A 20632-nucleotide genomic window follows, 5' to 3' on the forward strand; every position below is an offset into this window, starting at 1 on the left:
CATGGGATATTTCCTAAATTTCTAAATATTTTGTTAAGCCGCCAGCCTCACTTTCCAATTTATTCTGAGCCATTCTGATCGCCTCGCGCCGCCCTGCTTCCATAAGCGATCCTGAATGCACCGGCCGAGAAACTTTAACTATCTGCATCCGGCCCGCCCCCGTATGCTCAAACAGTGACCTACTGCCGCACACAGCGAGTGCGGTATCGGGCAAGCGACTTCTTATAGTCACGGGAGCGGCATCATGAAGATCTGTATCTTCGGAGCGGGAGCGATTGGCGGCTTGATGGGCGTGCAGCTCGCGCGCGCGGGCGCGGACGTGAGTTTCGTCGCGCGCGGTGCGCATCTGGCGGCCATGCGCGAGCACGGCGCGCGTCTGATCATGGACGGCGAGACATTCAGCGCGCCGGTGCGCTGTACATCCGACCCGCGAGAACTCGGCGTGCAAGACTTCGTGATCGTCACGCTAAAAGCGCATTCGCTGCCTGGCGTGGTCGATGCCATGCAGCCTCTGCTCGGCAAGCACACGGCGATCGTCACGGGCGTGAACGGCATTCCCTATTGGTACTTCTATCAACATGGCGGACGCTTCGCCGGCACGCGCCTGGCGAGCGTCGATCCGGACGGCGGTCAATGGACGAAGCTCGGGCCCGAACGGGCGATCGGCTGTGTGCTGTATCCCGCGGCGGAGATCGTCGAACCGGGCGTCATCAAGCATGTGTATGGCAAGAAATTCCCGATCGGCGAGCCGAGCGGCGAACGCACGCCACGCATTCAGCAATTGCACGAGATCATGCAGGCAGCGGGTTTCGAAGCGCCGATTCGCGACAACATCCGCGACGAGATCTGGCTCAAGCTGTGGGGCAATCTGTGTTTCAATCCGATCAGCGCATTGACGCACGCCACGCTCGACGTGCTCACCAGCGACCCCGGCACGCGCGCGGTATCACGCACGATGATGCTCGAAGCCAAGCGGATTGCGGATCAATTCGGCGTGCACTTTCGCGTCGACGTGGAAAAGCGGATTGACGGTGCGGGCGCGGTCGGCGCGCATAAGACGTCGACACTGGTCGATCTGGAGAATCGCCGTCCGATGGAAATCGATCCCCTGTTGACGGTAGTACAGGAGATGGGTCGTCTTGTCGCCGAACCTACGCCGACTATCGATGTAGTGCTGGCGCTGATCAAGCTGCGCGAGCGGATGGCGTTGCAAGGCGATTAACCGAACGTCGCGAGTTCTTTCTATTTACTATTACCGCCACAATGAAACAAGGATCGAACGCCTCAGGCGTTCGATCCTTCTTTTTACTTCGCTATTGACGCTATTGATCGATCGCCAGCCACACCGCCTTCGGCTCGGTGAAGTTTTCAATCGCGACGTCGCCGTGCTCGCGGCCGAAGCCTGAATCGCCGGACCCGCCCCATGGCAGACGCACATCGGTATAGCCGTAGGTATTGATCCACACGGTTCCCGCTTTCAGGTCCCGCGCCACCCGATGCACCCGGCCGATGTCCGCGCTCCAGACGCCGGCCGCAAGGCTATACATCGTACCGTTGGCAATCCTGATCGCATCGGCTTCGTCGTTAAAACGAATCACGCTGGCCACCGGCCCGAAAATCTCCTCCTGCGAAATGCGCATCTCGTGTTCGACGTTGGCAAACACCGTCGGCTCGACGAAGAAGCCGCGCTCGCCTGTCCGTGCGCCGCCCGTCACGAGCGAAGCGCCTTCGGCTCGTCCCGTTTCGACATAACCGAGTACGGTCTTCATCTGCGCTGCGGAGATGAGTGGCCCCATCGACGTTTCGCGCGCCGACGGATCGCCGACCTTGATCGATTTCGCACGCGCGGCGAGGCGCTCGACTACTTCGTCATACACGTCGCGATGCGCGAGAATGCGCGAACCCGCGGAACACACCTGCCCGGTATTGAAGAATATTCCCGAGGCCGCGGCGCGCACCGCATTGTCGAGATTCGCGTCCGGGAAGATCAGGTTCGCCGACTTGCCGCCGAGTTCCAGCGTCACGCGTTTGAAGTTGCCGGCCGCGCCTTGCAGAATGCCCCGACCGACCGACGGCGAACCCGTGAACGTCACCTTATCGACGCCGGGGTGCGCCACCAGCGCATCGCCGACCACACGCCCCTTGCCGGTGACGATATTCAGCACGCCGGGCGGCACGCCCGCTTCGAGCGCGAGTTCGCCGATACGCAGCGCGGTGAGCGGCGTGATCTCCGCGGGCTTGACGATCAGCGTGCAACCGCACGCGAGCGCCGGCGCGATCTTCCACATGCCGATCATCAGCGGGAAATTCCACGGCACGATCGCGGCGACCACGCCGACCGGCTCGCGCAACGTGTACGTCAACGCATCGGGACGCGTCGGCACCACCTGTCCGTTGATCTTGTCGCACCAGCCTGCGTAGTATTCGAGCGTATCGATCGCAGCCGGGATATCCTGGCGCATCACCGCGGCAATCGGTTTGCCGGCGTCGAGACTTTCAAGCGCGGCAAGCTCGTCGAGATTGGCGCGCATCAGGCCAGCGAGACGCATCAGAATCCGGCCGCGTTCGGCGGCCCGAATCGAGTTCCACACTTTCAGCGCAGCGCGCGCCGCCTGCACCGCGGCATCGACGTCGGCGGCACTGCCTTGAGCGACCAGCGCAATCGGCTCTTCGGTGGCCGGGTTGATGTCGACGGAATACTCGCCGGTGCCGGGCGGCAGACGCTTGCCGTCGATCAGCAGATCATGGTGCCTGAGGTCGGTTTCAGTTTCCATCATGAAGCTCCTTCAGTGGACGTTGCTGTGTGGCCGACTGCCGGCGATTCGATTGGGGATGGGTGCCGGCAATCGAAGCTGACGCTAAGGCTCGTGCAAAACGGTGCGGCGCGGCGCAAACGCGGGCCGCGCGACTGATTGCGAAGCGGACGATGCAGCGTCGGCGGTATGCGCAGGCGCGCTCGCGGACGCGGCGAACTGTGCCCAGGCCGCGGCGGCGTTAGGTCGAAGGGAGCGGTTCCGGCGCTGGACCAGCAACGTGGCCACGCTCATCTCGGGGACCAGCGGCCGGCTCACCAGCGATGCACCCGGCGACGGCCAGTGCGAGTCGACCGGTAAAACGCCGACGCCGAGGCCCAGTTCGGCCATGCGCGACACCGCCGCCACATGACCGAGTTCCTGCAGCGGCCGCCGTTTCAACTCATTCGCGCTGAACGCAGGTTCGAGCGACGCGCGCACACCCGTGTCCGCATTCAGCGTGATGAGCGGCCACTCGCGCAATGCGCACCACGCAGCGCTGTCGTGCCGGGCTAAAGGATGCGTGGGGGGTATCACCGCATGCAGCGGCGTTGTGAAGATCACTTGCGCGTGCAGCAAAGCACTGTCGAACGGTTCGGTCGACGAGATCACGCCGAAGTCCACCTCACCTTGCTCGACACTCGCGAGCACGCCGCTTTGCGACTGATCCCTGACGGACACGATCAACTCGGGGAACGCCAGCGCACAGCGTGCGAGCGCCTGCGCAACCCAACTCGACGATAACACCGGATTGCTCGCCAGCACCACCACACCGGTATGTCCGTCGTAAGCGGCACGCTCTTCAAGCAAGGTCAGTTCGATCTCGTCCAGCAACCGGCCGATCCTGCGTTCGAGGCTCGCGCCCGCATTGGTCAATTCGACCTGGCGTGTGGTGCGGTCGAACAGTTTCAATTCAACCGCATCTTCAAGCTCGCGCACACAGCGGCTCACTGCCGATTGCGTCAGATCGAACTCGCGCGCCGCGCGCGTAAAACTCCGCTCACGCGCGACGGCGACAAACACCTTGAGTTGCTGCAACGAAACGTTCATGTCGTGACTGCCGGGCGCGGGCCGCTCACGCTATTCCCCGGTCTGCTCGGGCCAGTGGCTCAGCCGCGAAGGGTTGCCATTGCCCGCGGCCGCGAATACGCCTTGCGGCTCGTTGTGCGACTCGATCCAGCGCGAGCGCATCGGTGCGAGTACGAACTTCGCCGAGACGCCCGCGGTGATCGTAATCACAGCGGAGACGATGAAGACGAGATTCCAGCCACCCGTGGCCGCCAGCACCGAAGCGATCGGCACCAGCAAGGCCGCTGTACCCTTCGCGGTGTACAACGTACCCGCGTTGGCCGCCGCATATTTACTGCCGAAGGTATCAGCGCAGATTGCCGGGAAGATCGAAAAGATTTCGCCCCAGAAGAGGAAAATCAGCGCGGCGAACGTCATGAACGCATACGGGTTGCTGCCGAACCGCATCAAGCCGAGCAACGCCAGGCCTTCGCCGATGAAGATCACGAACATCGTGTTTTCGCGGCCGATCTTGTCGGAGATGAACCCGCACAGCGGACGCGTCAAGCCGTTGAAGATGTTGTCGATCGACAGCGTCATGGTGAGCAGCGGCAAGGTCACGCCGAAGAACGACATCGGAATGCGAGCGAGGCCCCAGTCTCTCGCGATCGGGCCGATTTGCGCCGTCGCCATCAGACCGCCTGCCGCGACCGCGACGAACGACGCATAGATCACCCAGAACACCGGTGTTTTGATCATCTGTCGCGACGTGAAGTCGGCCTTCGACACTGCGAACTTGCTCTTGCGCGCGCCTTGCTGACGCAGCACCGGCCGTACCAACAGCAGCGCGAGCAGCAGAATGCTGACGCCTTGCAGAATGCCGAAGAAAAGGAACGCATGCTCGTAGCCCGAACGCGTAATCATGTTGGCAATCGGAATCACCGTGATCGCCGCGCCCGCGCCGAAGCCCGCGGCCGTCAGCCCCGCGGCGAGACCACGTCGATCGGGGAACCACTTCAATGCGTTACCGACACACGTACCGTACACACCGCCCGCGCCGATGCCGCCAATCACAGCGGAGGCGTACAGCATCCCCAACGTCGTCGCATACGAATTCATGACCCACGACAAGCCCGCACACAGCGCGCCCACCGCGACCACGGGCCGCGGCCCGAATTTGTCGACCAGCATGCCCTCGAGCGGCACGAGCCACGTCTCGGTCAGGATGAATATCGTGAAGGCAAGTTGAATCGACGCTTCGCCCCAGTGATGCCTGGCGTTCATCGGCCCGACGAACAAGGTCCATGCGTATTGCAGATTGGCCACCAATGCCATGCACACGATGCCGATGACGAGCTGCCACCAACGATTCCCCCAAAACGCGCGGGTCGTGGTTTCCTGGGTGATATTGTCCATGAGGGTTGTCTCCACTATTTATTTAGTGCTGCCGGCCATCGCCCCGAAGGAAGTCCCCTTTTTGGGGGCGACTCCAAGGAAGTCCCCCTTGGGGACACGCCGCGCTGTATTCGTCCCACCTTTTGGCCAAGACCCGAAAAGCCTTGCTATTCGGGAAGATTTAATATTTGCGTCGTTAATCAACTTCTTTAAAGCATCCGACTTAAGTCATTGCATTTTCAAAAGTTCTTTATTCCGATCAATTAACGTCTAACAAGAAACCTTGACCGGGCGACTCGTCCTCCACACCTGACATCCGAGCGTTAACCCGAGTATTTGCGACGGCAATTGCGCTTTCTTATACAGACCCATGCTAGGGTCATTGCTGAATTACGAATAATTAAAGTTTGTTATTATGTTGATTCATATTTGCTTATACATCGGCCATGACGATGCGCAATGCGACTCTGCGGCAACTGAAGGTCTTCGAAACGGTGGCGCGCCACCTGAGCTTCTCGCGCGCCGCGGAGGAACTGCATCTGACGCAGCCCGCCGTCTCCACCCAGGTCCGGCAACTCGAAGAACATGCGGGACTGCCGCTGTTCGAGCAACTGGGCAAGAAAATCTATCTGACGCCGGCCGGCACCGAGATGCTCCACTACAGCCGCACGATCATTCAGCAGTTCCACGAAGTCGACGAAGCGATGAGTCAGCTCAAGGGCGTCTCCGGCGGCAAGCTGAATGTCGCGGTGATCAGCGCCGGCGACTACTTCTTTCCGCGACTGCTGGCTGAATTCACGCGCCGTTATTCCGGCGTCGTCCTCAATCTCGCGGTGCATAATCGCGAGGAGCTGCTGCATCAACTCGCGACCAACCAGACCGATCTCGCCGTCATGGTGCGCCCGCCGCACGAGACCGACGCGACCAACGAGCCGTTTGCGCCACACCCGTACGTGATCGTGGCGGCGCCCACGCATCCGCTCGCGCATAAGCGCAACATCAGGATGAGTCAACTGGCGAACGAGGCTTTCATCGTGCGCGAGCGCGGTTCGGACACATGGAATTCGATGGAAGAAGGTTTTGCCGGCCGTCTCTCCAACCTGAAGATCGCGATGGAGATCAAAAGCACCGAGACGATCAAGCAGGCGGTGATCGCCGGCATGGGCATCGCGTTCCTGTCCGCGCATACGATCAGCCTCGAGTTGCAACTGGGCCACCTGGTCGTGCTCGATGTCGAGAGCTTCCCGGTCATGCTCAACTGGTACGTCGTGCACCGGAAGAACAAACGTCTGCCGCCGGTTGCGGTCGCCTTCAAACGCTTCCTGATGGAAGAAGGCGCGAATCTGATCGAGAAGATCACGCGTGTCAAGGAATTGAGCGTGTATAAGCAGTAGGCTATGAAAATCCAATAAAACTTTGACTATTTCAAACCGATCAGTACTTCTATCCTGCAAGCGAGCTCCCTCACTTGTCAGCCCAGGAGGCCGATCATGAACCACCACGCTCCGGTTGAGTCGCATGCCAGCAGCACGCGCACTGTCCGCATCGCCGCGGACGACTCCGACGATGCACAGCTGAGCGCATACAACGCCGCGTTCAGCGACCTCGGCCTGCGGTTCCGCTGGGATCGCGCCACGCTCGACCTGTTGAAGGAATTCAACGGCGAGGTGGCCCGCATCACCGCGTACATCGAGCGGTATCACAGCCATCTTCACCGCGCCTACGACGCCGACTTTCTCGCGCAAATGATTCTGCACAAGAAAGACCAGCACTACAGCGAGTTCGCGGCGGCAGGCGATTGAGGGTTGCGGCGGGCTCACTGTCCCGTCGTACGCCGCGCTTGTTATTCGACGAGTCGGTGCATTCATATTCAACGACGCGTGGTGACATGAGCCGAGCGATAGCGCACGCACGCGCGTTGACGTCTAGCGACGCTCCCGCTGTTGTGACTGCCTCGACGGTGTCGATATGCCGCCGTGCGTAACGTGCCCGGCTCTATTTCGCGCAACGCCCACGACTGCTCTTCCCCGCCATGCCATTCGATACGCGCGAGCAGTCCTCGTCTGTACATCGCCAGGCCATCGCAACGCGCGGCGAAGGCGGGCACGTGTAAAGCGCCCTCCTCGCCGTGACCATGGGGATATCCACGACTGATCATCAGGTGCACGCCCATTGCACACGCCAGCGCGCTCATTGCGAGCAGCGCAGCGAGTCCGAACGGCTGCGCCTGCTCGGTCACGAAACCGTAGCCGAGCCATCCGCATAGCAGCATCGCGAACAGATTGACGATGCGATGGCCCGGACGCGCGACCGCATTCAATTGCAATGCACCGCGCAATCTGCAGAACGCGATCGCGGAGGTCGCGAAAATCAGTGCGCCGATGAATACGGCCGCATAGAGCTCGATACGCTCGGCATTCGCCCGCGCCGCCGCCGACACATAGCGAGCAATGCCGCCCGACATGACAGCGAGGCCCATGCAGCTGCCCAACAGCACAACAAGACGTGGCCGTCGTGTCAGATCGGATCCGCGCACCAGCCATGCACCGAGCACGGCGCCCGCGACCGAGGCGCCGACCACTGCTTCGCTCGTCCCCATTCCCGCGGATAGCAGTCCTGCGAGCACGGCGGCCAGCGCGCCGGCATGCCAATACGGTCGACGCGTCGAGCGCCGCGCAACCTGCCGTTGCCCGACTGCGGCAAGCGCAACCGTCAACACCGAGATCAACGCCGCAGCAAGACCGGCCGCCAGCGGGAAAAACACGCCCATCCATGCGGTACTGTCAGACGCTTGCGGCATGCGTACTCCTTCGAGTTGCGATGCAAAGACGCTGGCCCCATGGACCGGGGATTCAGTTCACCTTCAGACAGTTCCCGCCGCGGTGATCGGCCGTGCCTGCGCTGCCGTCTCCGCGCGCGCGGCACTCAACGTATTGCTGAGCGTGCCGATTCCGTCGATCGAAATCGACACCGTCGCGCCGTCCTTGATCGATCCGACGCCGACCGACGTCCCGCACGCGATCACATCGCCAGGTTCCAGCGTGAGATCCTGCGAGATCAGGCTCACCTGCTCGGCGGGCGAAAACACCATATCGGCGAGCGGGTAGTTCTGCCGCTCGACGCCGTCGAGCATCGTCACGAGACGCGCTTGCCTCCAGTCGAACCCGGACACGATCGCCGGCCCGATACAACAGAACGTATCGAAACTCTTCGCGCGGCACCATTGCGGAAAGTGCGGATTCTCATTCAGCAGATCCGCCGCCGTCACGTCGTTGACTAGCGTGTAGCCGAAGATCGCGTCGGCGGCCTCCTCTAAACTACTCGCGTCGCGGCAACGGCGGCCGATCACAATACCAAGCTCGCCCTCGTAGACGATCTTGCCCGCGTAGCTCAGCGGCCGCCGGATCGGCTCACCCGCGCCGATCACCGAGTCCGCCGGCTTCAGCAGAAACAGCGGATGCGTGGGCACGGGTTTGTCGAGCTTCGCCGCCAGCGCGTGAAAGTTGTTCCACAGCGCGACGATCTTGCCGGGCGCGCAAGGCGCAAGCGGCGTCAGCGCGCGCGTCGACAGCACCGCGCCGGTCGGCACCGGCTGATCGAGACTTTCGTATTCGTGCAGATAGCCACCTTCGACACGGCCGAACACGACACCACCGTCGCTCGACATGAACCGCATCCACGTATCCATACATTGCTCCTTGAGCGCTCCGACACTATCTTTGGTTGACTACGGATTGCGCTCGCCTAGATCGCGCCGGCGGTACGCAACGCGCTGATCTGTTCAGGCGAATAACCGAGTTCAGCCATCACTTCATCCGTATGTTCGCCGAGCAACGGCGAGCGTTTGACCTCGGTCGGACTATCGGACAGTTTGATAGGATTGCCAACCGTCAGATACTTGCCGCGCGTCGGATGATCCACTTCGACAATCGTGCCGGTTTTGCGCAGCGAGGGCTCCTCGGCGATTTCCTTCATCGACAGAATCGGCCCGCACGGAATGTCGTACTTGTTGAGGATCTGCATCGCCTCGAACTTGGTCTTGGTCGTGGTCCAGCGCTCGATCTCGGCGAAGATATCCTTCAGATGAGGCAGACGCGCTGCGGGTGTCGCATAGGCGGGGTCCGTCGCCCACTCTTCCCTGCCGATCACGTTGCAGATCTTCGCCCATACCGGTGCTTGCGTGATGAAGTAGATATAAGCGTTAGGGTCCGTCTCCCAGCCCTTGCACTTCAGAATCCAACCCGGCTGACCGCCGCCCGACGCATTGCCCGCGCGCGGCACCGCTTCACCGAACATCCCGTTCGGATATTGCGGATACTCTTTCATCGTGCCGGTACGTTCGAGACGCTGCTGGTCGCGCAGTTTCACGCGGCAAAGATTGAGCACGCCGTCCTGCATCGCGGCGAGCACGCGCTGACCGCGTCCGGTTTGCATGCGCTGATACAACGCCGTGACGATGCCGAGCGCCAGATGCAAACCCGTGCCGCTGTCGCCGATCTGTGCGCCGGTCACGACGGGAGGCCCGTCGTCGAAGCCGGTGGTCGAGGCCGCGCCGCCCGCGCATTGCGCGACGTTCTCGTAGACCTTGCAGTCCTCATAAGGCCCAGGACCGAAGCCCTTCACCGACGCGACGATCATGCGCGGATTCAACTCCTGAATCCGCTCCCAGGTGAACCCCATCCGATCCAGCGCGCCTGGTGCGAAGTTCTCGACCAGCACGTCGCATTTCTGGATCAGCGCTTCGAGCACCTGCTTGCCTTCCGGGTTCTTCGTATCGATCGTGACCGAACGCTTGTTGTGATTGAGCATCGTGAAGTACAGGCTGTCCACGTCCGGGATATCGCGCAACTGCTCACGCGTGATGTCGCCTGCACCGGCCCGCTCCACCTTGATCACATCCGCGCCGAACCATGCCAGCAATTGCGTGCAGGTCGGCCCCGATTGCACATGCGTGAAATCGAGAATGCGCACACCGTCGAGTGCTTTGCTCATGTTGTGTCTCCTGAAGGCTGCGATTTACTTGTACATGGTCTGGTTCTTCGTGCCCGGCGCGTACTCGCGCGGGTCGACCCAAACGTTGACCACCGCCGAACGGCCGGTGCGATGGATCGCTTCGCGGGCGCGCTGCAATGCGCCGGCGATCTGCGCGGGGTCGAGCACTTCCTCACCGTGGCCGCCGAGCATTTCGGCGAACTTGCTGAACGGCACATCGCTCAGCAGATTGCCGACGTTGCCGCGTTCGTCGCCGTATTTGGCAAGCTGGCCGTAGCGGATCTGGTTCATCGCCGAGTTGTTGCCGATCACCGCGAGATACGGCGCACCGAAGCGATTGGCGGTTTCCATGTCGAACGCGGTCATGCCGAACGAGCCGTCGCCGTAGTAGCACAGCACTTCCTTGTGCGGATGCGCGAGCTTCGCTGCGAGCGCGAAGCCGGTGCCCACGCCGAGCGAGCCGAGCGCGCCGGGATCCATCCATTGGCCCGGGCGGCGCGGACGCACCGCTTGCGCGGAAATCGTCACGACATCGCCGCCGTCGCCGATGTAGACGGTGTCCTCGGAGAGGAACTCGTTGAGCTCGTAAGCGACGCGATACGGATGAATCGGTGTGCTATTCGATTTGAAGAGCGGCATCAGCTTTTCGGTCGCGCTCGCTTCGGCGTCCTGCAACTGCGCCATCCACTTGCGGCGCGCCTGGCGCTTGTCGTCTTTCAGACGACCGCTCGCGGCCTGCAATACCGCCGCCAGAATCGCGCCCGGATCGCCGACCAGGCCGAGATCGATATCGCGGTTCTTGCCGACCGTGCGGTAGTCCATGTCGATCTGCACGAGCGTCAGCTCTTTGCTGATGCGCTTGCCATAGCCCATGCGGAAATCGAACGGCGTGCCGACGACGATCAGCACGTCCGCGTTCGCAAAAGCCTGCGAGCGCGTGCGGTCGAAGTGGTGCGGATCGCCCGGCGGCAACAGCCCGCGGCTTGCGCCGTTGAAATAACCGGGGATGTCGATGCCGCGCAGCAACGCGATCGCCTCTTCATGGCCGCGCGCGGTCCACACCTGCTGCCCGTACAGAATCGCGGGCCGCTCGGCATTCACGATGATGTCCGCGAGTTTCTCGATGTCGCGCGGATCACCGATCGATTTCGTCGACGCCCGATAGTGGCCCGGTTGCGGCACGATCGCGCGCGTCAGCTCGACTTCGCGGTCGAGCACGTCGCGCGGAATTTCCAGGTAAGCCGGGCCAGGCGCGCCGTTGAAGCACTCGCGCGCCGCCATCGAGATCATGTCCGCCACCCGTTCGGTGCTCGACACGCTGGCGGCGAACCTGGTGATCGGCGCCATGATGTCGACGTGCGGCAGGTCTTGCAGCGAGCCCATCTTGTGCTGCGTCTGCGCGCCCTGTCCACCGATATGCAGGACCGGGCTCTCCGAGCGGAACGCCGTGGCGATGCCCGTCACCGCGTTCGTGCAGCCGGGGCCGGCGGTCGTGACCACGCAGCCGAGCTTGCCGGTCTGACGCGCGTAGCCGTCGGCCGCATGCGCGGCGACCTGCTCGTGGCGCACGTCGATGATGCGAATCCCTTCGTCGACACAGCCGTCGTAGATGTCGATGATGTGGCCGCCGCACAGCGTGAAGATCGTATCGACCCCTTCGTTTTTCAGCGCCTTCGCAACCAGATGGCCGCCCGAGATGACGCCGGCATTGCGCGTCTTCTGCCTGAGCGTGTCGTCGGCGGTCGTGCTGCCCATGCTTTGGTTCGGGGATGAAACAACTGCAGACATGGTTGTCTCCTTTGTCGATTGGAGTTGGCGCTTTAGCGGCTACTCCAATCCCATGCAAAGCTGTCGATTGGAGTTGGCGCTTTAGCGGCTACTCCAATCCCATGCAAAGCTGTCGATTGGAGTTGGCGCTTTAGCGGCTACTCCAATCCCATGCAAAGCTGTTGCTGCTCAATCTTGTGCGACGGTTATCGACGGACGCTTCCGCTTCGACATGCTTCCGTTGTCACCGACGTCCCGCTGACTTCGCTACGTACCGTATGTGATATATCACATTCAATCAAGCTTAATTTCGAGACGCGTCTGCGTTGGGGTTTTTGCTGCCGTGGCTTGCCAGTCAATGCTTTACGGCGAAACAGCGGTAGCGGCTTCAGATTAGTCTCGGGAAAACACTGAGTCGCGCCTTCGTTCATCCCATTTGATATATCACATACCATATTTTTAAGACCGTCAAGCGCGGTTTTTCCCTCCCCCGCCAGCGACACGCAAACAAAAGGGCCCGCGGTGTTTTCACACCGCGGGCCCTTTTCAATCGCAACCTCAGTCAACCGCTCACGCAGCGGTCAGTCAATCCAGAAAATCGCAATTTGCCTCGACGAACGCCGCCAGATCCAGCGAATGCTGGCGCACCAGCCGCTCGGCCAGTTCGGTATCGCGCTGCTCCAACGCCTCGATTATCCGCAAATGATCGACGATCGAGCGCGACGCGCGGTCGCTCTGCGAAATCGTCATGCGCCGGATTGCCCGCACGTGGATGAAGATGTTCTTGATCGTGTCGAGAATGATCTGCGACTTCGACAACTCGACGATCGCCTGGTGAAACGCGATGTTCGCGTCCGAATACTCGGCGATGTGCTCGGCCGGCGTCGCGTCGCGGAAATTGTCGAACATATGGCGCAGGCGGGCGATTTCCTCATCCGTCGCGTGCAGCGTGGCCAGCCGCGCCGCCATGCTTTCGAGCGCCGCCCACATCTGGATCATCTCGACGATTTCGCGCTTGCTCTTGCGCACGATATAGATGCCGCGCCGCGGCACCATGCGCAGAAAGCCTTCCTGTTCGAGCAGCGTCATCGCCTCGCGCACCGGCGTGCGGCTTACGCCGAGCGATTCGCTCAGCACGCGTTCGTCGAGACGGATTTCTTCGCGATTCTGGTATATATCCGCGTCGGCAATCGCCTGGCGGAGCATCGCGTACGCCTGATCGCGCAAGCTCGCGCTCGCGCCGATCGGCTGCAATGACAAGGTCAGCGGTGTTGCCACTGTTTCAGTTTGAAGTTCTGACGACATTCATCGCCTCTGCTTGAACATGCGCGCGATACGGCGCGGGCACCGCTGCGCCGCGTTGCTCGCCCAGGCCGACGAAGCGGCCATGTTGCGATGCAAGCTGCGCGACCGGCTGCGGAATCCAGTCGGTCAACAGAACGGTGGCGGTAGCGCCCAAACCCACAAAAGCAATGGCGAACAGCACAAGAGGCACAAATTCCATCTGTTACTCCGGATGATTGAATGAACGAATGACTCAATCATATGCTGCAACGCCGCATTTATCAATATTCGGTATGTAGTATATCAGCGTATGTTGTTTTCACGTGACGTTTTCATTGCTCACGTTAGCACGCGACGGTCACCGCCGGTTCACCGGTTCGCCGCTTCGATCGAAGCGCCACCGCTCGGTGTAAACGCGCAAAACGCGCGCTATGCGCGCAGTCGGGTCCGATGATCGCGCAATTTCACCCGAATGCGGATTGTGAGATCCGCCTCGCATCATTAACCTTCCGGACATCCTGCCACGGATCGATTGCGGCCACCGCTCTGCCTGTGCCGCCCGATCCCATTCCGCAGTTCGAGAGTTTCAAGGAGACAGTGTGATGAGCACCATCATTCCGGCGGCCGCAACGGCCAACCACCGCACAGCGCGCAATCAGGCACGCAAGGCGGCGCTCGGCAGCTTCGTCGGCGCCGTGGTCGACTGGTATGACTTTCTGCTGTACGGCATCGTCGCCGCACTCGTGTTCAACGCCGAGTTCTTCCCGAAAGTCAGCCCGGCGATGGGCACGCTCGCCGCGTTTGCCACCTTCGGCGTCGGCTTTCTGTTCCGTCCGCTCGGTGGCTTCGTGTTCGGACACTACGGCGACCGTCTCGGACGCAAACGCATGCTGGTCCTCACCGTGATGATGATGGGCCTGTCGACCGCCGCGATCGGTCTGCTGCCGGCCTTCTCCACGATCGGCTGGTGGGCGCCGGTGCTGCTCGTGACGTTACGCGCGATTCAGGGCTTCGCGGTCGGCGGCGAATGGGGCGGCGCGGCGCTGATGGCGGTCGAAAGCGCGCCGGAGAAGAAAAAAGCGTTCTATAGCAGCGGCGTGCAGGTTGGTTACGGCGTGGGCCTCGTGCTGTCGACCGGGCTGGTCGCGCTGATCAGCCGCTCGATGGACAACGCATCGTTCCTGAGCTGGGGCTGGCGTCTGCCCTTCCTGTTCAGCGTGGTGCTGGTGCTGATCGCGCTGTGGATCCGCTCGAGCATGGAGGAGTCGAAGGAGTTCGTCGAAAAAGTGGGCAAGCGTGGCGAGCGCAGCGTGCGCCTGCCGATCGTCGAAGCCCTGCTGCGCCATCCGAAGGCGTTCCTGCTGATCATCGCGCTGCGCCTTGCCGAGTTGTTCACGATGTACATCGTGACGGCGTTCGCGCTGAACTACTCGACGGCGAACCTGCACATGCCGCGCGAATTCTTCCTGACGATCGGCCTGCTGGTCGGCGCGCTGAGCTGCGTGACGATTCCGTGCTTTGCGTTGTTCGCGGACCGCTTCGGCCGCCGCCGCGTGTATATCATCGGCGCGGTGATTGGCATGTTGAGCGCGGTGCCGTTCTTCCTCGCGCTCGAAGCGCGCTCGACGCTGTGGATCGTGGTCTTCGCCGTGATGCTCGCGAACATTGCGCACGACATGGTGGTGAGCGTGCAGCAACCGATGTTCACCGAACTGTTCGGCACCGAGTATCGCTACAGCGGCGCGGGCGTGGGCTATCAGGTGGCGAGCGTGGTTGGCGGCGGCTTCACGCCGTTCATCGCGGTGGCGCTCGTCAGTTTTGCTGGCGGCTCGTGGCACCCGGTGGCCGCGTACCTGGCGGTCGGCTGCCTGATCTCGGTGCTCGTCGCGGCCAAAATGAAGGCCGGGCGCGCTATCGCCTGAAACCAGCGAATCGATCACCGCCCGGACGGGCCGGCGTGGCGCAGATGCCACCGCCGGCCCGTTTTGTCTTGGCGCTGCCGGTTCGGTTGAGGTGTCCGCACGGCGTGCCGCGATTCGGCAGATTGCGGTCGTATTTCACCAGGATAATGCCTTATGTCTTTAGGCCTCATATTGCAAATGCGAAGTTCGCGCCCTATCGTTCGGCAAAGCAAAATTCCGCGTGAATTTGCCCACGTATCATGAAAATAAAATTCATATATAGAGGACGCGAGATCCTGCACGCTTTACACTGCGCCGCCTAAGGCAATCGGTATGAAACGCCGATAACAAAGAATCCCTCAACGGAGACCGACGATGAGCAGCATTACCGAGCCGGGCGGCCAGCCAGGCTCCGCCCCATTCTTTTCCAAACAGGCCACTGTGGCGAAGCCGGGCTTTTCGCGCTGGATGGTTCCGCCCGCAGCCCTCGCCGTCCACCTGTGTATCGGCCAGGCGTACGCCTTCTCCGTGTTCAACGGCCCGCTGACCAAAGTGATCGGCATTACGCAATCCACCGCCAATGACTGGTCGCTGACCGCGCTCGGCTGGATCTTTTCGCTGGCGATCGTGTTCCTCGGTTTGTCGGCTGCCTTTGCCGCCAAATGGCTGGAACATGTCGGCCCGCGCCGCACGATGTTTACCGCCGCATGCTGCTTCGGCGGCGGCTTCCTGGTCTCCGCACTCGGCGTGTACCTGCATCAGATCGTGCTGCTCTATCTCGGCTACGGCGTGATCGGCGGAATCGGGCTCGGGCTGGGCTATGTGTCGCCGGTGTCGACGCTGATCCGCTGGTTCCCGGACCGCCGCGGCATGGCGACCGGCATGGCGATCATGGGCTTCGGCGGCGGCGCGATGATCGCCGCGCCTTTGTCGGTGGCTTTGATGAACCACTTCCGCAGCGCGACCAGCATCGGCGTGGCCGAGACCTTCGTCGTGCTCGGCATCGCGTACTTCATCTCGATGTCGATCGGCGCACTCGCGATCCGCGTGCCGGCCGCCGACTGGAAGCCGGACGGCTGGACGCCGGCCGCGACCAATCAGAAGAAGATGATTTCGCGTAACCACGTGCACATCGACCAGGCGTTGAAGACACCGCAGTTCTATCTGATCTGGCTGGTGCTGTTTCTCAACGTGACGGCCGGCATCGGCATTCTCGGCCAGGCCTCGGTGATGATCCAGGAGAGCTTCAAGAACACGGTGACGGCGGCTGCGGCAGCCGGATTCGTGGGCCTGCTGTCGCTCTTCAACATGGGCGGCCGTTTCGTGTGGGCCTCGGCGTCGGACTGGGTCGGCCGCAAGAACACCTACGTCATCTTCTTCGTGCTCGGTGCGGTGCTGTACTACCTCGTGCCGGGTTTCGCGGCTTCCGGCCAGATCGCATTGTTCGTGCTCGCCTACTGCGTGATCCTGTCGATGTACGGCGGCGGCTTCGCGACGGTGCCCGCATACCTCGCGGACATGTTCGGCACGGCGTTCGTCGGCGGCATTCATGGCCGTCTGCTGACGGCGTGGGCCGCCGCGGGCGTCGCCGGTCCGGTGCTGGTGAATTACATCCGTGCGTATGAAGTCGCGCACGGCGTCGCCAAGGCGGATGCCTACACGATGACCGTTCACATCATGGCCGTGCTGCTGGTGATCGGCTTTGTCTGCAACCTGCTGGTCAAGCGTGTGGACGACAAGCACCACATGAACGACGCACAACTCGCCAAAGGCGCCTAAGGAGACTCGCATGTCGACCGCTCACATTCAAACCGTGTTGCCGACCAGCAAGGCGAAGCTCGTCATCTTCTGGCTGTACGTGACGCTTCCGCTGGCATGGGGCGTGGTCAATACGATCTCGCAAGCGATGAAGCTGTTCAATTGAATGCCGCTGCGCACCCCGTTCGTTCAGACGACGGGGTGCCGGCAGCGGGCATGGGCCGCTCATCGCGATACCTCATGGTGCTTTGCTATACATCGCTCCATGCCGCTGCCCGTCCACACGCGCCGCTCAGGCGCGTCGAATGTCTGCCTCCCCGCTACCACTGATACGCCGCGCCGGCGCCGACCGTCGTTGTCGCTGAACTGACGCCCGCGCCGACTTTCACCTTCAGATTCTGCGTGACGCGCGCCGACAAGGCGACCGCCACCGCCTGATATCCCTTATAGCCGGCCGTCGCGACACCGAGCGCCAGGTTCTTCGTCGCATCGACCTCCGGGACCATCGTCAGCGCGATAGCCGACGCGGTGCCCGAGTAGGCGTTGCGCGCGATCTCGCTGATGCCGCCCTGGAACTGCTGCATGTTCACGGCATCGGTGGGAGCCTGGCCTGCCGCGATGTTGGTGATGCGGCGCTCGTTGCCGGCCGAACCCACCGACACCGTGCCGGTCTGGTCGGCCACCGAGCCCTCGCCGATCGCCACCGAGTTCGGCGCCGACGCTTTGGCGCCGCCGCCGATCGCGACCGAATTGTTACCGATCGCCTGCGCCGCATTGCCGGAACTGTTGACGGAAACGTACGTGTCGCCGGTGGTTTGGATATTGTTGATGACCTGATTGAGGCTGCCGATCTGCTGGTTGGTGCTCCAGAGTTGCGCGCCGGTCACGGCATCGCTGCTGGTGGCCGATATTTCGCCATCCTTCAGATTGGTCAATTGAACCTTCGGTGCGTTGGCTGCTGTGCCACCGAGCGAGATCTTGTTATGGGCGGAACTGTCGTATAGCACCGCGTTCGCCAGCGCCCCATTGAGGTTGCCGATGGTGGTCTGCAAGCCGGCAATGTCCGTGCTGTTCTGCGTCACGCGGCCATCCAGATTGGTGATCGCGCCGCCGACGTTGTTCACGACCGTACCGCCCACGTTGTACGAAGGCACCGTCACCGTGCCATCCGGATTGACGGTCGAACCGCCGCCGAGCGCGACCGCCGTACTCGCCGCTTGCGCATACAGTTGCGAGCCGTTGACCGCATCGCGACTGGATGGACCGACCGCGCCCTGCGCCACACCGGTGACGACCCGATTGCCAGCCGTGCCGGCCATGTTGACCAGCGAGCCATCCGTCGTCGCGCCGACCTTGATCGCGCGCGATGTCGGATCTTGCGTGACCACGCCGATGCCGCCGGTCGCCATGTTCTGCTGCAACGTGGTGAGGCCGCTGTCGAGCGAGCCGAGCGCGTCGCCGACCGTGGCTTGCGTGCCGCCCTGCATGTGATACGTGGGACCGCTCACCGAGCCATCGGCGTTGATCTGCGCGCCGCCACCCAACGCGGCCACCATCGGCTTGAGCTGGCCGAGATTGAGCGCCGATGAATCGGTGGTGCCCGCCGCAATCCCGGTCAATTCGCGGGCGCCGGCCGTGCCGGTGAAATCGACGCGCGCGCCATCCGTGTCTTTTGCGACGCTGAGATCGCGCGACGCCTGATCCTGTTGGACCAGGCCGATCTCGCCGTTTGTGATCTGATTCGTGATGTTGCTCACGTCCCCTTCGACGGTCGTGGTACGCGCGTCGAGATTGGTGATGCTCGACGTGTTGTCGGTGACGCGCTGGTCGAGGTTCGTGATGCTGCTGGTGTTCTGCGCGACCGCCTGATTGGTGCTGAAGAGTTGTGCGCCGTTGACGGCGTCCGAGCTGTCTACCGCGAGATTGGCGGCACGCACGTTGGTGACCTGGACCGGCACAGCCGGGTTGCCCAACGTGACCGCGTCATGGGCTGTCGAATCGTACTGGACCGAATCGGTGCCGGCGCGAACACTGGTCGTGACCGCCGCCGCGAGCGCCGAGCCTACGTCGCTATAGGTGGCTCCGCCGATGTTGTAGACGGGTTTCTGGACCGTGCCATCCGGATTGACCGACGCGCCGCCTCCAAGCGACTCGACGACCGGACCGAGCTGCCCCAGATTGACCGCGGAGTTCGCCGTCGTACCCGCCGCGACGCCGAGCAGCTCACGCGGCCCCGCCGTGCCGGTGAAGTCGACATGCGTGCCGTCCGTGTCTTTCGCGACGCTCAGATCGCGTGAGACCGGGTCTTGCTGAAGCAGACCCATCGTCCCGTTGGTGATATTGCTGATGTTGTTGGTGATCTCGGTAATGGCCGACGAATTCTGCGTGACCGCCTGATTGACGCCATAGAGCTGCGCGCCGGTCACGGCGTCGGAACTGTCGGCGCTTAGCGTGCCGTCCGCGATGTTGGTGAGCTTGACCGGGGTGCCCGGGTTGCCGAGCGTCGCGATGTCATGCTGCGCGGTGTCGTAGCGCAGCGCATCGGCGCTCGCGCCTACGCCGTCGGACGCGGCCGCGGCCAGTGCCGCGCCGACGTCGTTATAAGTCGTACCGCCGACGGTATAGGACGGCGCAACCACCGCGCCGGTCGAGTCGATCGACGCGCCGCCGCCAAGCGCGGCGGCCACGCCGGCAAGCTGGCCCACGTTGACCGCGTCGGTCGCTTGCGTGCCGGCCGCGACATAGGCGATCTGCCGGCTCTGCGTGCTGCTGCCCACCGACACCACGTTGGCGCGATTCGCGATCGAGCCGCCGCCCAACGCCACCGCGCCCGCCGCGCTGGCCGTTGCATTCGAGCCCATGGCCAGCGCATTCGTTGCGGCCTGGCTGACGAACGAGTTGTAGCCGATCGCCACCGCGCCGGCCGACGTCGCGCTGGCGTAGCCGCCGATCGACGCGCTATTGAGCGCGCTCGAGCGCGAGTTGTAGCCGAGCGCGACCGAATTGTCCGACAGGGCGCCGACCGACGCGCCCGCGCCGACGACAGTCGAATTGACCGACAGTGCGCCCGCCGCCGAGCCGACCGCGGTCGAACCGTCGCTGCCCGCCGCCGAGCCCCCGCCGACGGCCAGCGCATTGACGCCCACGGCCGCTGCGGTGGGGCCGATCGCCATCGCGTTCAGATCGCTTGACGCGCTGGTGCGGGTGCCTTGAACGACGTTGGGGCTGACGGAGATATAGTCGGTCACCACTGGGGTGGCGGCGGCTGCGAGCATCACGACGGGTTGCGCTGCCGCAACTTCGGCCGCAACCGCCGGTGTACCTGCAAATACGCTGGCGTTGGCGATGGCGGCCGCCGTTTCCGTGGACCACGCCGGGTCATTGGCGGCCGGCGTGGCCGTGCTTGCCACCTGCGTCGTCAACGCCTGCGCGACGTTCAGACAGCTCGGCGTCTGGGGCGTGCAATCGTCGGCACGGGCTGGTTGCGAAAACGTCAACGCGCTCAACAGACCGGCACTGGCGGCCACCAGCGCCCGGCACATCGACGCGCCTATCGCGCGATGACATTTCGCCACCTCGGACGCGGCGACATAGGTGCGGGTCGATCGGTTCCATACGGCTTTATATGTTTTGTTCAACATGCCCTCCCATTTTTATCGAGACTCATTCGCCAAGATTTTTCCTATGCCATCCTAAGTATTTAGGCTTGAACAGGCCAAAACTTAGGAGCACGGC

General features: G+C 62.6%; 16 protein-coding genes. 6 read left to right on the plus strand and 10 right to left on the minus strand.

Going from position 1 to position 20632, the window contains the following annotated elements:
• Positions 1-244 precede the first annotated feature (244 nt).
• Positions 245-1222 carry a 2-dehydropantoate 2-reductase gene (locus HV744_RS01820; protein WP_175147842.1) on the plus strand — a complete coding sequence of 326 codons (978 nt, stop codon included), beginning with the start codon at positions 245-247 and terminating at the stop codon, positions 1220-1222.
• 100 nt (positions 1223-1322) lie between these two features.
• Here HV744_RS01820 and HV744_RS01825 read toward each other — a convergent pair whose 3' ends face one another.
• The 3 genes from HV744_RS01825 to oxlT all read right to left on the minus strand — a co-directional run bounded on the left by HV744_RS01825 (position 1323) and on the right by oxlT (position 5216).
• Positions 1323-2774, minus strand: a complete 1452-nt coding sequence (locus tag HV744_RS01825) for an aldehyde dehydrogenase family protein (protein ID WP_175147899.1) — start codon at positions 2772-2774, stop codon at positions 1323-1325.
• 84 nt (positions 2775-2858) lie between these two features.
• Positions 2859-3842, minus strand: a complete 984-nt coding sequence (locus tag HV744_RS01830) for a LysR family transcriptional regulator (RefSeq protein ID WP_175147843.1) — start codon at positions 3840-3842, stop codon at positions 2859-2861.
• A gap of 30 nt (positions 3843-3872) precedes the next feature.
• Entirely contained in the window at positions 3873-5216 is a 1344-nt protein-coding gene (oxlT, locus tag HV744_RS01835; protein ID WP_175147844.1) for an oxalate/formate MFS antiporter, read from the minus strand.
• A 425-nt stretch (positions 5217-5641) separates the two neighbouring features.
• Here oxlT and HV744_RS01840 point away from each other — a divergent pair, with 425 nt between their 5' ends.
• Both HV744_RS01840 and HV744_RS01845 read left to right on the plus strand, forming a co-directional pair.
• Positions 5642-6589, plus strand: a complete 948-nt coding sequence (locus HV744_RS01840) for a LysR family transcriptional regulator (RefSeq protein ID WP_175147845.1) — start codon at positions 5642-5644, stop codon at positions 6587-6589.
• Between the two features lie 96 nt (positions 6590-6685).
• Positions 6686-6997, plus strand: a complete 312-nt coding sequence (locus HV744_RS01845; RefSeq protein WP_175147846.1) for an HAD family hydrolase — start codon at positions 6686-6688, stop codon at positions 6995-6997.
• Positions 6998-7065: 68 nt separating this feature from the next.
• On the opposite strand, the gene HV744_RS01850 is transcribed toward HV744_RS01845, so the two are convergent.
• The 6 genes from HV744_RS01850 to HV744_RS01875 all read right to left on the minus strand — a co-directional run bounded on the left by HV744_RS01850 (position 7066) and on the right by HV744_RS01875 (position 13458).
• Positions 7066-7995: an NAD(P)(+) transhydrogenase (Re/Si-specific) subunit beta gene (locus HV744_RS01850; protein WP_175147847.1), complete on the minus strand. Its 930-nt coding sequence runs from the start codon at positions 7993-7995 to the stop codon at positions 7066-7068.
• A 63-nt stretch (positions 7996-8058) separates the two neighbouring features.
• Positions 8059-8883 carry a fumarylacetoacetate hydrolase family protein gene (locus HV744_RS01855; RefSeq protein WP_175147848.1) on the minus strand — a complete coding sequence of 275 codons (825 nt, stop codon included), beginning with the start codon at positions 8881-8883 and terminating at the stop codon, positions 8059-8061.
• 56 nt (positions 8884-8939) lie between these two features.
• Positions 8940-10187, minus strand: coding sequence for a formyl-CoA transferase (gene frc / locus HV744_RS01860; RefSeq protein ID WP_175147849.1), 1248 nt, complete (start codon positions 10185-10187; stop codon positions 8940-8942).
• Between the two features lie 24 nt (positions 10188-10211).
• On the minus strand, positions 10212-11975 hold the full coding sequence (locus HV744_RS01865) for a thiamine pyrophosphate-binding protein (RefSeq protein WP_175147850.1): 1764 nt from the start codon (positions 11973-11975) through the stop codon (positions 10212-10214).
• 564 nt (positions 11976-12539) lie between these two features.
• A complete protein-coding gene (locus tag HV744_RS01870; RefSeq protein WP_175147851.1) occupies positions 12540-13259 on the minus strand; it encodes a GntR family transcriptional regulator in 720 nt (239 codons plus the stop codon).
• Positions 13237-13458, minus strand: a complete 222-nt coding sequence (locus tag HV744_RS01875; RefSeq protein ID WP_175147852.1) for a hypothetical protein — start codon at positions 13456-13458, stop codon at positions 13237-13239. Before HV744_RS01875 ends, HV744_RS01870 begins: the two co-directional genes overlap by 23 nt.
• Before the next feature lie 382 nt (positions 13459-13840).
• Between HV744_RS01875 and shiA the strand changes: the two genes are divergently transcribed.
• The 3 genes from shiA (at position 13841) to HV744_RS01890 (ending at position 17063) form a co-directional block, all read left to right on the plus strand.
• Positions 13841-15160: a shikimate transporter gene (gene shiA / locus HV744_RS01880; protein WP_175147853.1), complete on the plus strand. Its 1320-nt coding sequence runs from the start codon at positions 13841-13843 to the stop codon at positions 15158-15160.
• 354 nt (positions 15161-15514) lie between these two features.
• Positions 15515-16918, plus strand: coding sequence for an L-lactate MFS transporter (locus HV744_RS01885; RefSeq protein ID WP_175147854.1), 1404 nt, complete (start codon positions 15515-15517; stop codon positions 16916-16918).
• A 10-nt stretch (positions 16919-16928) separates the two neighbouring features.
• On the plus strand, positions 16929-17063 hold the full coding sequence (locus HV744_RS01890; RefSeq protein WP_175147855.1) for an MFS transporter small subunit: 135 nt from the start codon (positions 16929-16931) through the stop codon (positions 17061-17063).
• A 154-nt stretch (positions 17064-17217) separates the two neighbouring features.
• Here the strand turns inward: HV744_RS01890 and HV744_RS01895 are convergent, their stop codons facing one another.
• Positions 17218-20538, minus strand: coding sequence for a YadA-like family protein (locus HV744_RS01895; protein WP_175147856.1), 3321 nt, complete (start codon positions 20536-20538; stop codon positions 17218-17220).
• Positions 20539-20632: the final 94 nt, after the last annotated feature.

It is taken from the genome of Paraburkholderia ultramafica (genome assembly GCF_902859915.1).
GTDB lineage: Bacteria > Pseudomonadota > Gammaproteobacteria > Burkholderiales > Burkholderiaceae > Paraburkholderia > Paraburkholderia ultramafica.

Bases quoted from the DNA above. Each gene is read 5' to 3' on its own strand.
- frc (WP_175147849.1), bottom strand. From the start codon at position 10,187: ATGAGCAAAGCACTCGACGGTGTGCGCATTCTCGATTTCACGCATGTG.
- HV744_RS01850 (WP_175147847.1), bottom strand. From the start codon at position 7,995: ATGCCGCAAGCGTCTGACAGTACCGCATGGATGGGCGTGTTTTTCCCG.
- HV744_RS01895 (WP_175147856.1), bottom strand. From the start codon at position 20,538: ATGTTGAACAAAACATATAAAGCCGTATGGAACCGATCGACCCGCACC.
- HV744_RS01870 (WP_175147851.1), bottom strand. From the start codon at position 13,259: ATGTCGTCAGAACTTCAAACTGAAACAGTGGCAACACCGCTGACCTTG.
- HV744_RS01855 (WP_175147848.1), bottom strand. From the start codon at position 8,883: ATGGATACGTGGATGCGGTTCATGTCGAGCGACGGTGGTGTCGTGTTC.
- HV744_RS01885 (WP_175147854.1), top strand. From the start codon at position 15,515: ATGAGCAGCATTACCGAGCCGGGCGGCCAGCCAGGCTCCGCCCCATTC.
- HV744_RS01890 (WP_175147855.1), top strand. From the start codon at position 16,929: ATGTCGACCGCTCACATTCAAACCGTGTTGCCGACCAGCAAGGCGAAG.
- HV744_RS01820 (WP_175147842.1), top strand. From the start codon at position 245: ATGAAGATCTGTATCTTCGGAGCGGGAGCGATTGGCGGCTTGATGGGC.
- oxlT (WP_175147844.1), bottom strand. From the start codon at position 5,216: ATGGACAATATCACCCAGGAAACCACGACCCGCGCGTTTTGGGGGAAT.
- HV744_RS01830 (WP_175147843.1), bottom strand. From the start codon at position 3,842: ATGAACGTTTCGTTGCAGCAACTCAAGGTGTTTGTCGCCGTCGCGCGT.
- HV744_RS01840 (WP_175147845.1), top strand. From the start codon at position 5,642: ATGACGATGCGCAATGCGACTCTGCGGCAACTGAAGGTCTTCGAAACG.
- HV744_RS01845 (WP_175147846.1), top strand. From the start codon at position 6,686: ATGAACCACCACGCTCCGGTTGAGTCGCATGCCAGCAGCACGCGCACT.
- shiA (WP_175147853.1), top strand. From the start codon at position 13,841: ATGAGCACCATCATTCCGGCGGCCGCAACGGCCAACCACCGCACAGCG.
- HV744_RS01865 (WP_175147850.1), bottom strand. From the start codon at position 11,975: ATGTCTGCAGTTGTTTCATCCCCGAACCAAAGCATGGGCAGCACGACC.
- HV744_RS01825 (WP_175147899.1), bottom strand. From the start codon at position 2,774: ATGGAAACTGAAACCGACCTCAGGCACCATGATCTGCTGATCGACGGC.
- HV744_RS01875 (WP_175147852.1), bottom strand. From the start codon at position 13,458: ATGGAATTTGTGCCTCTTGTGCTGTTCGCCATTGCTTTTGTGGGTTTG.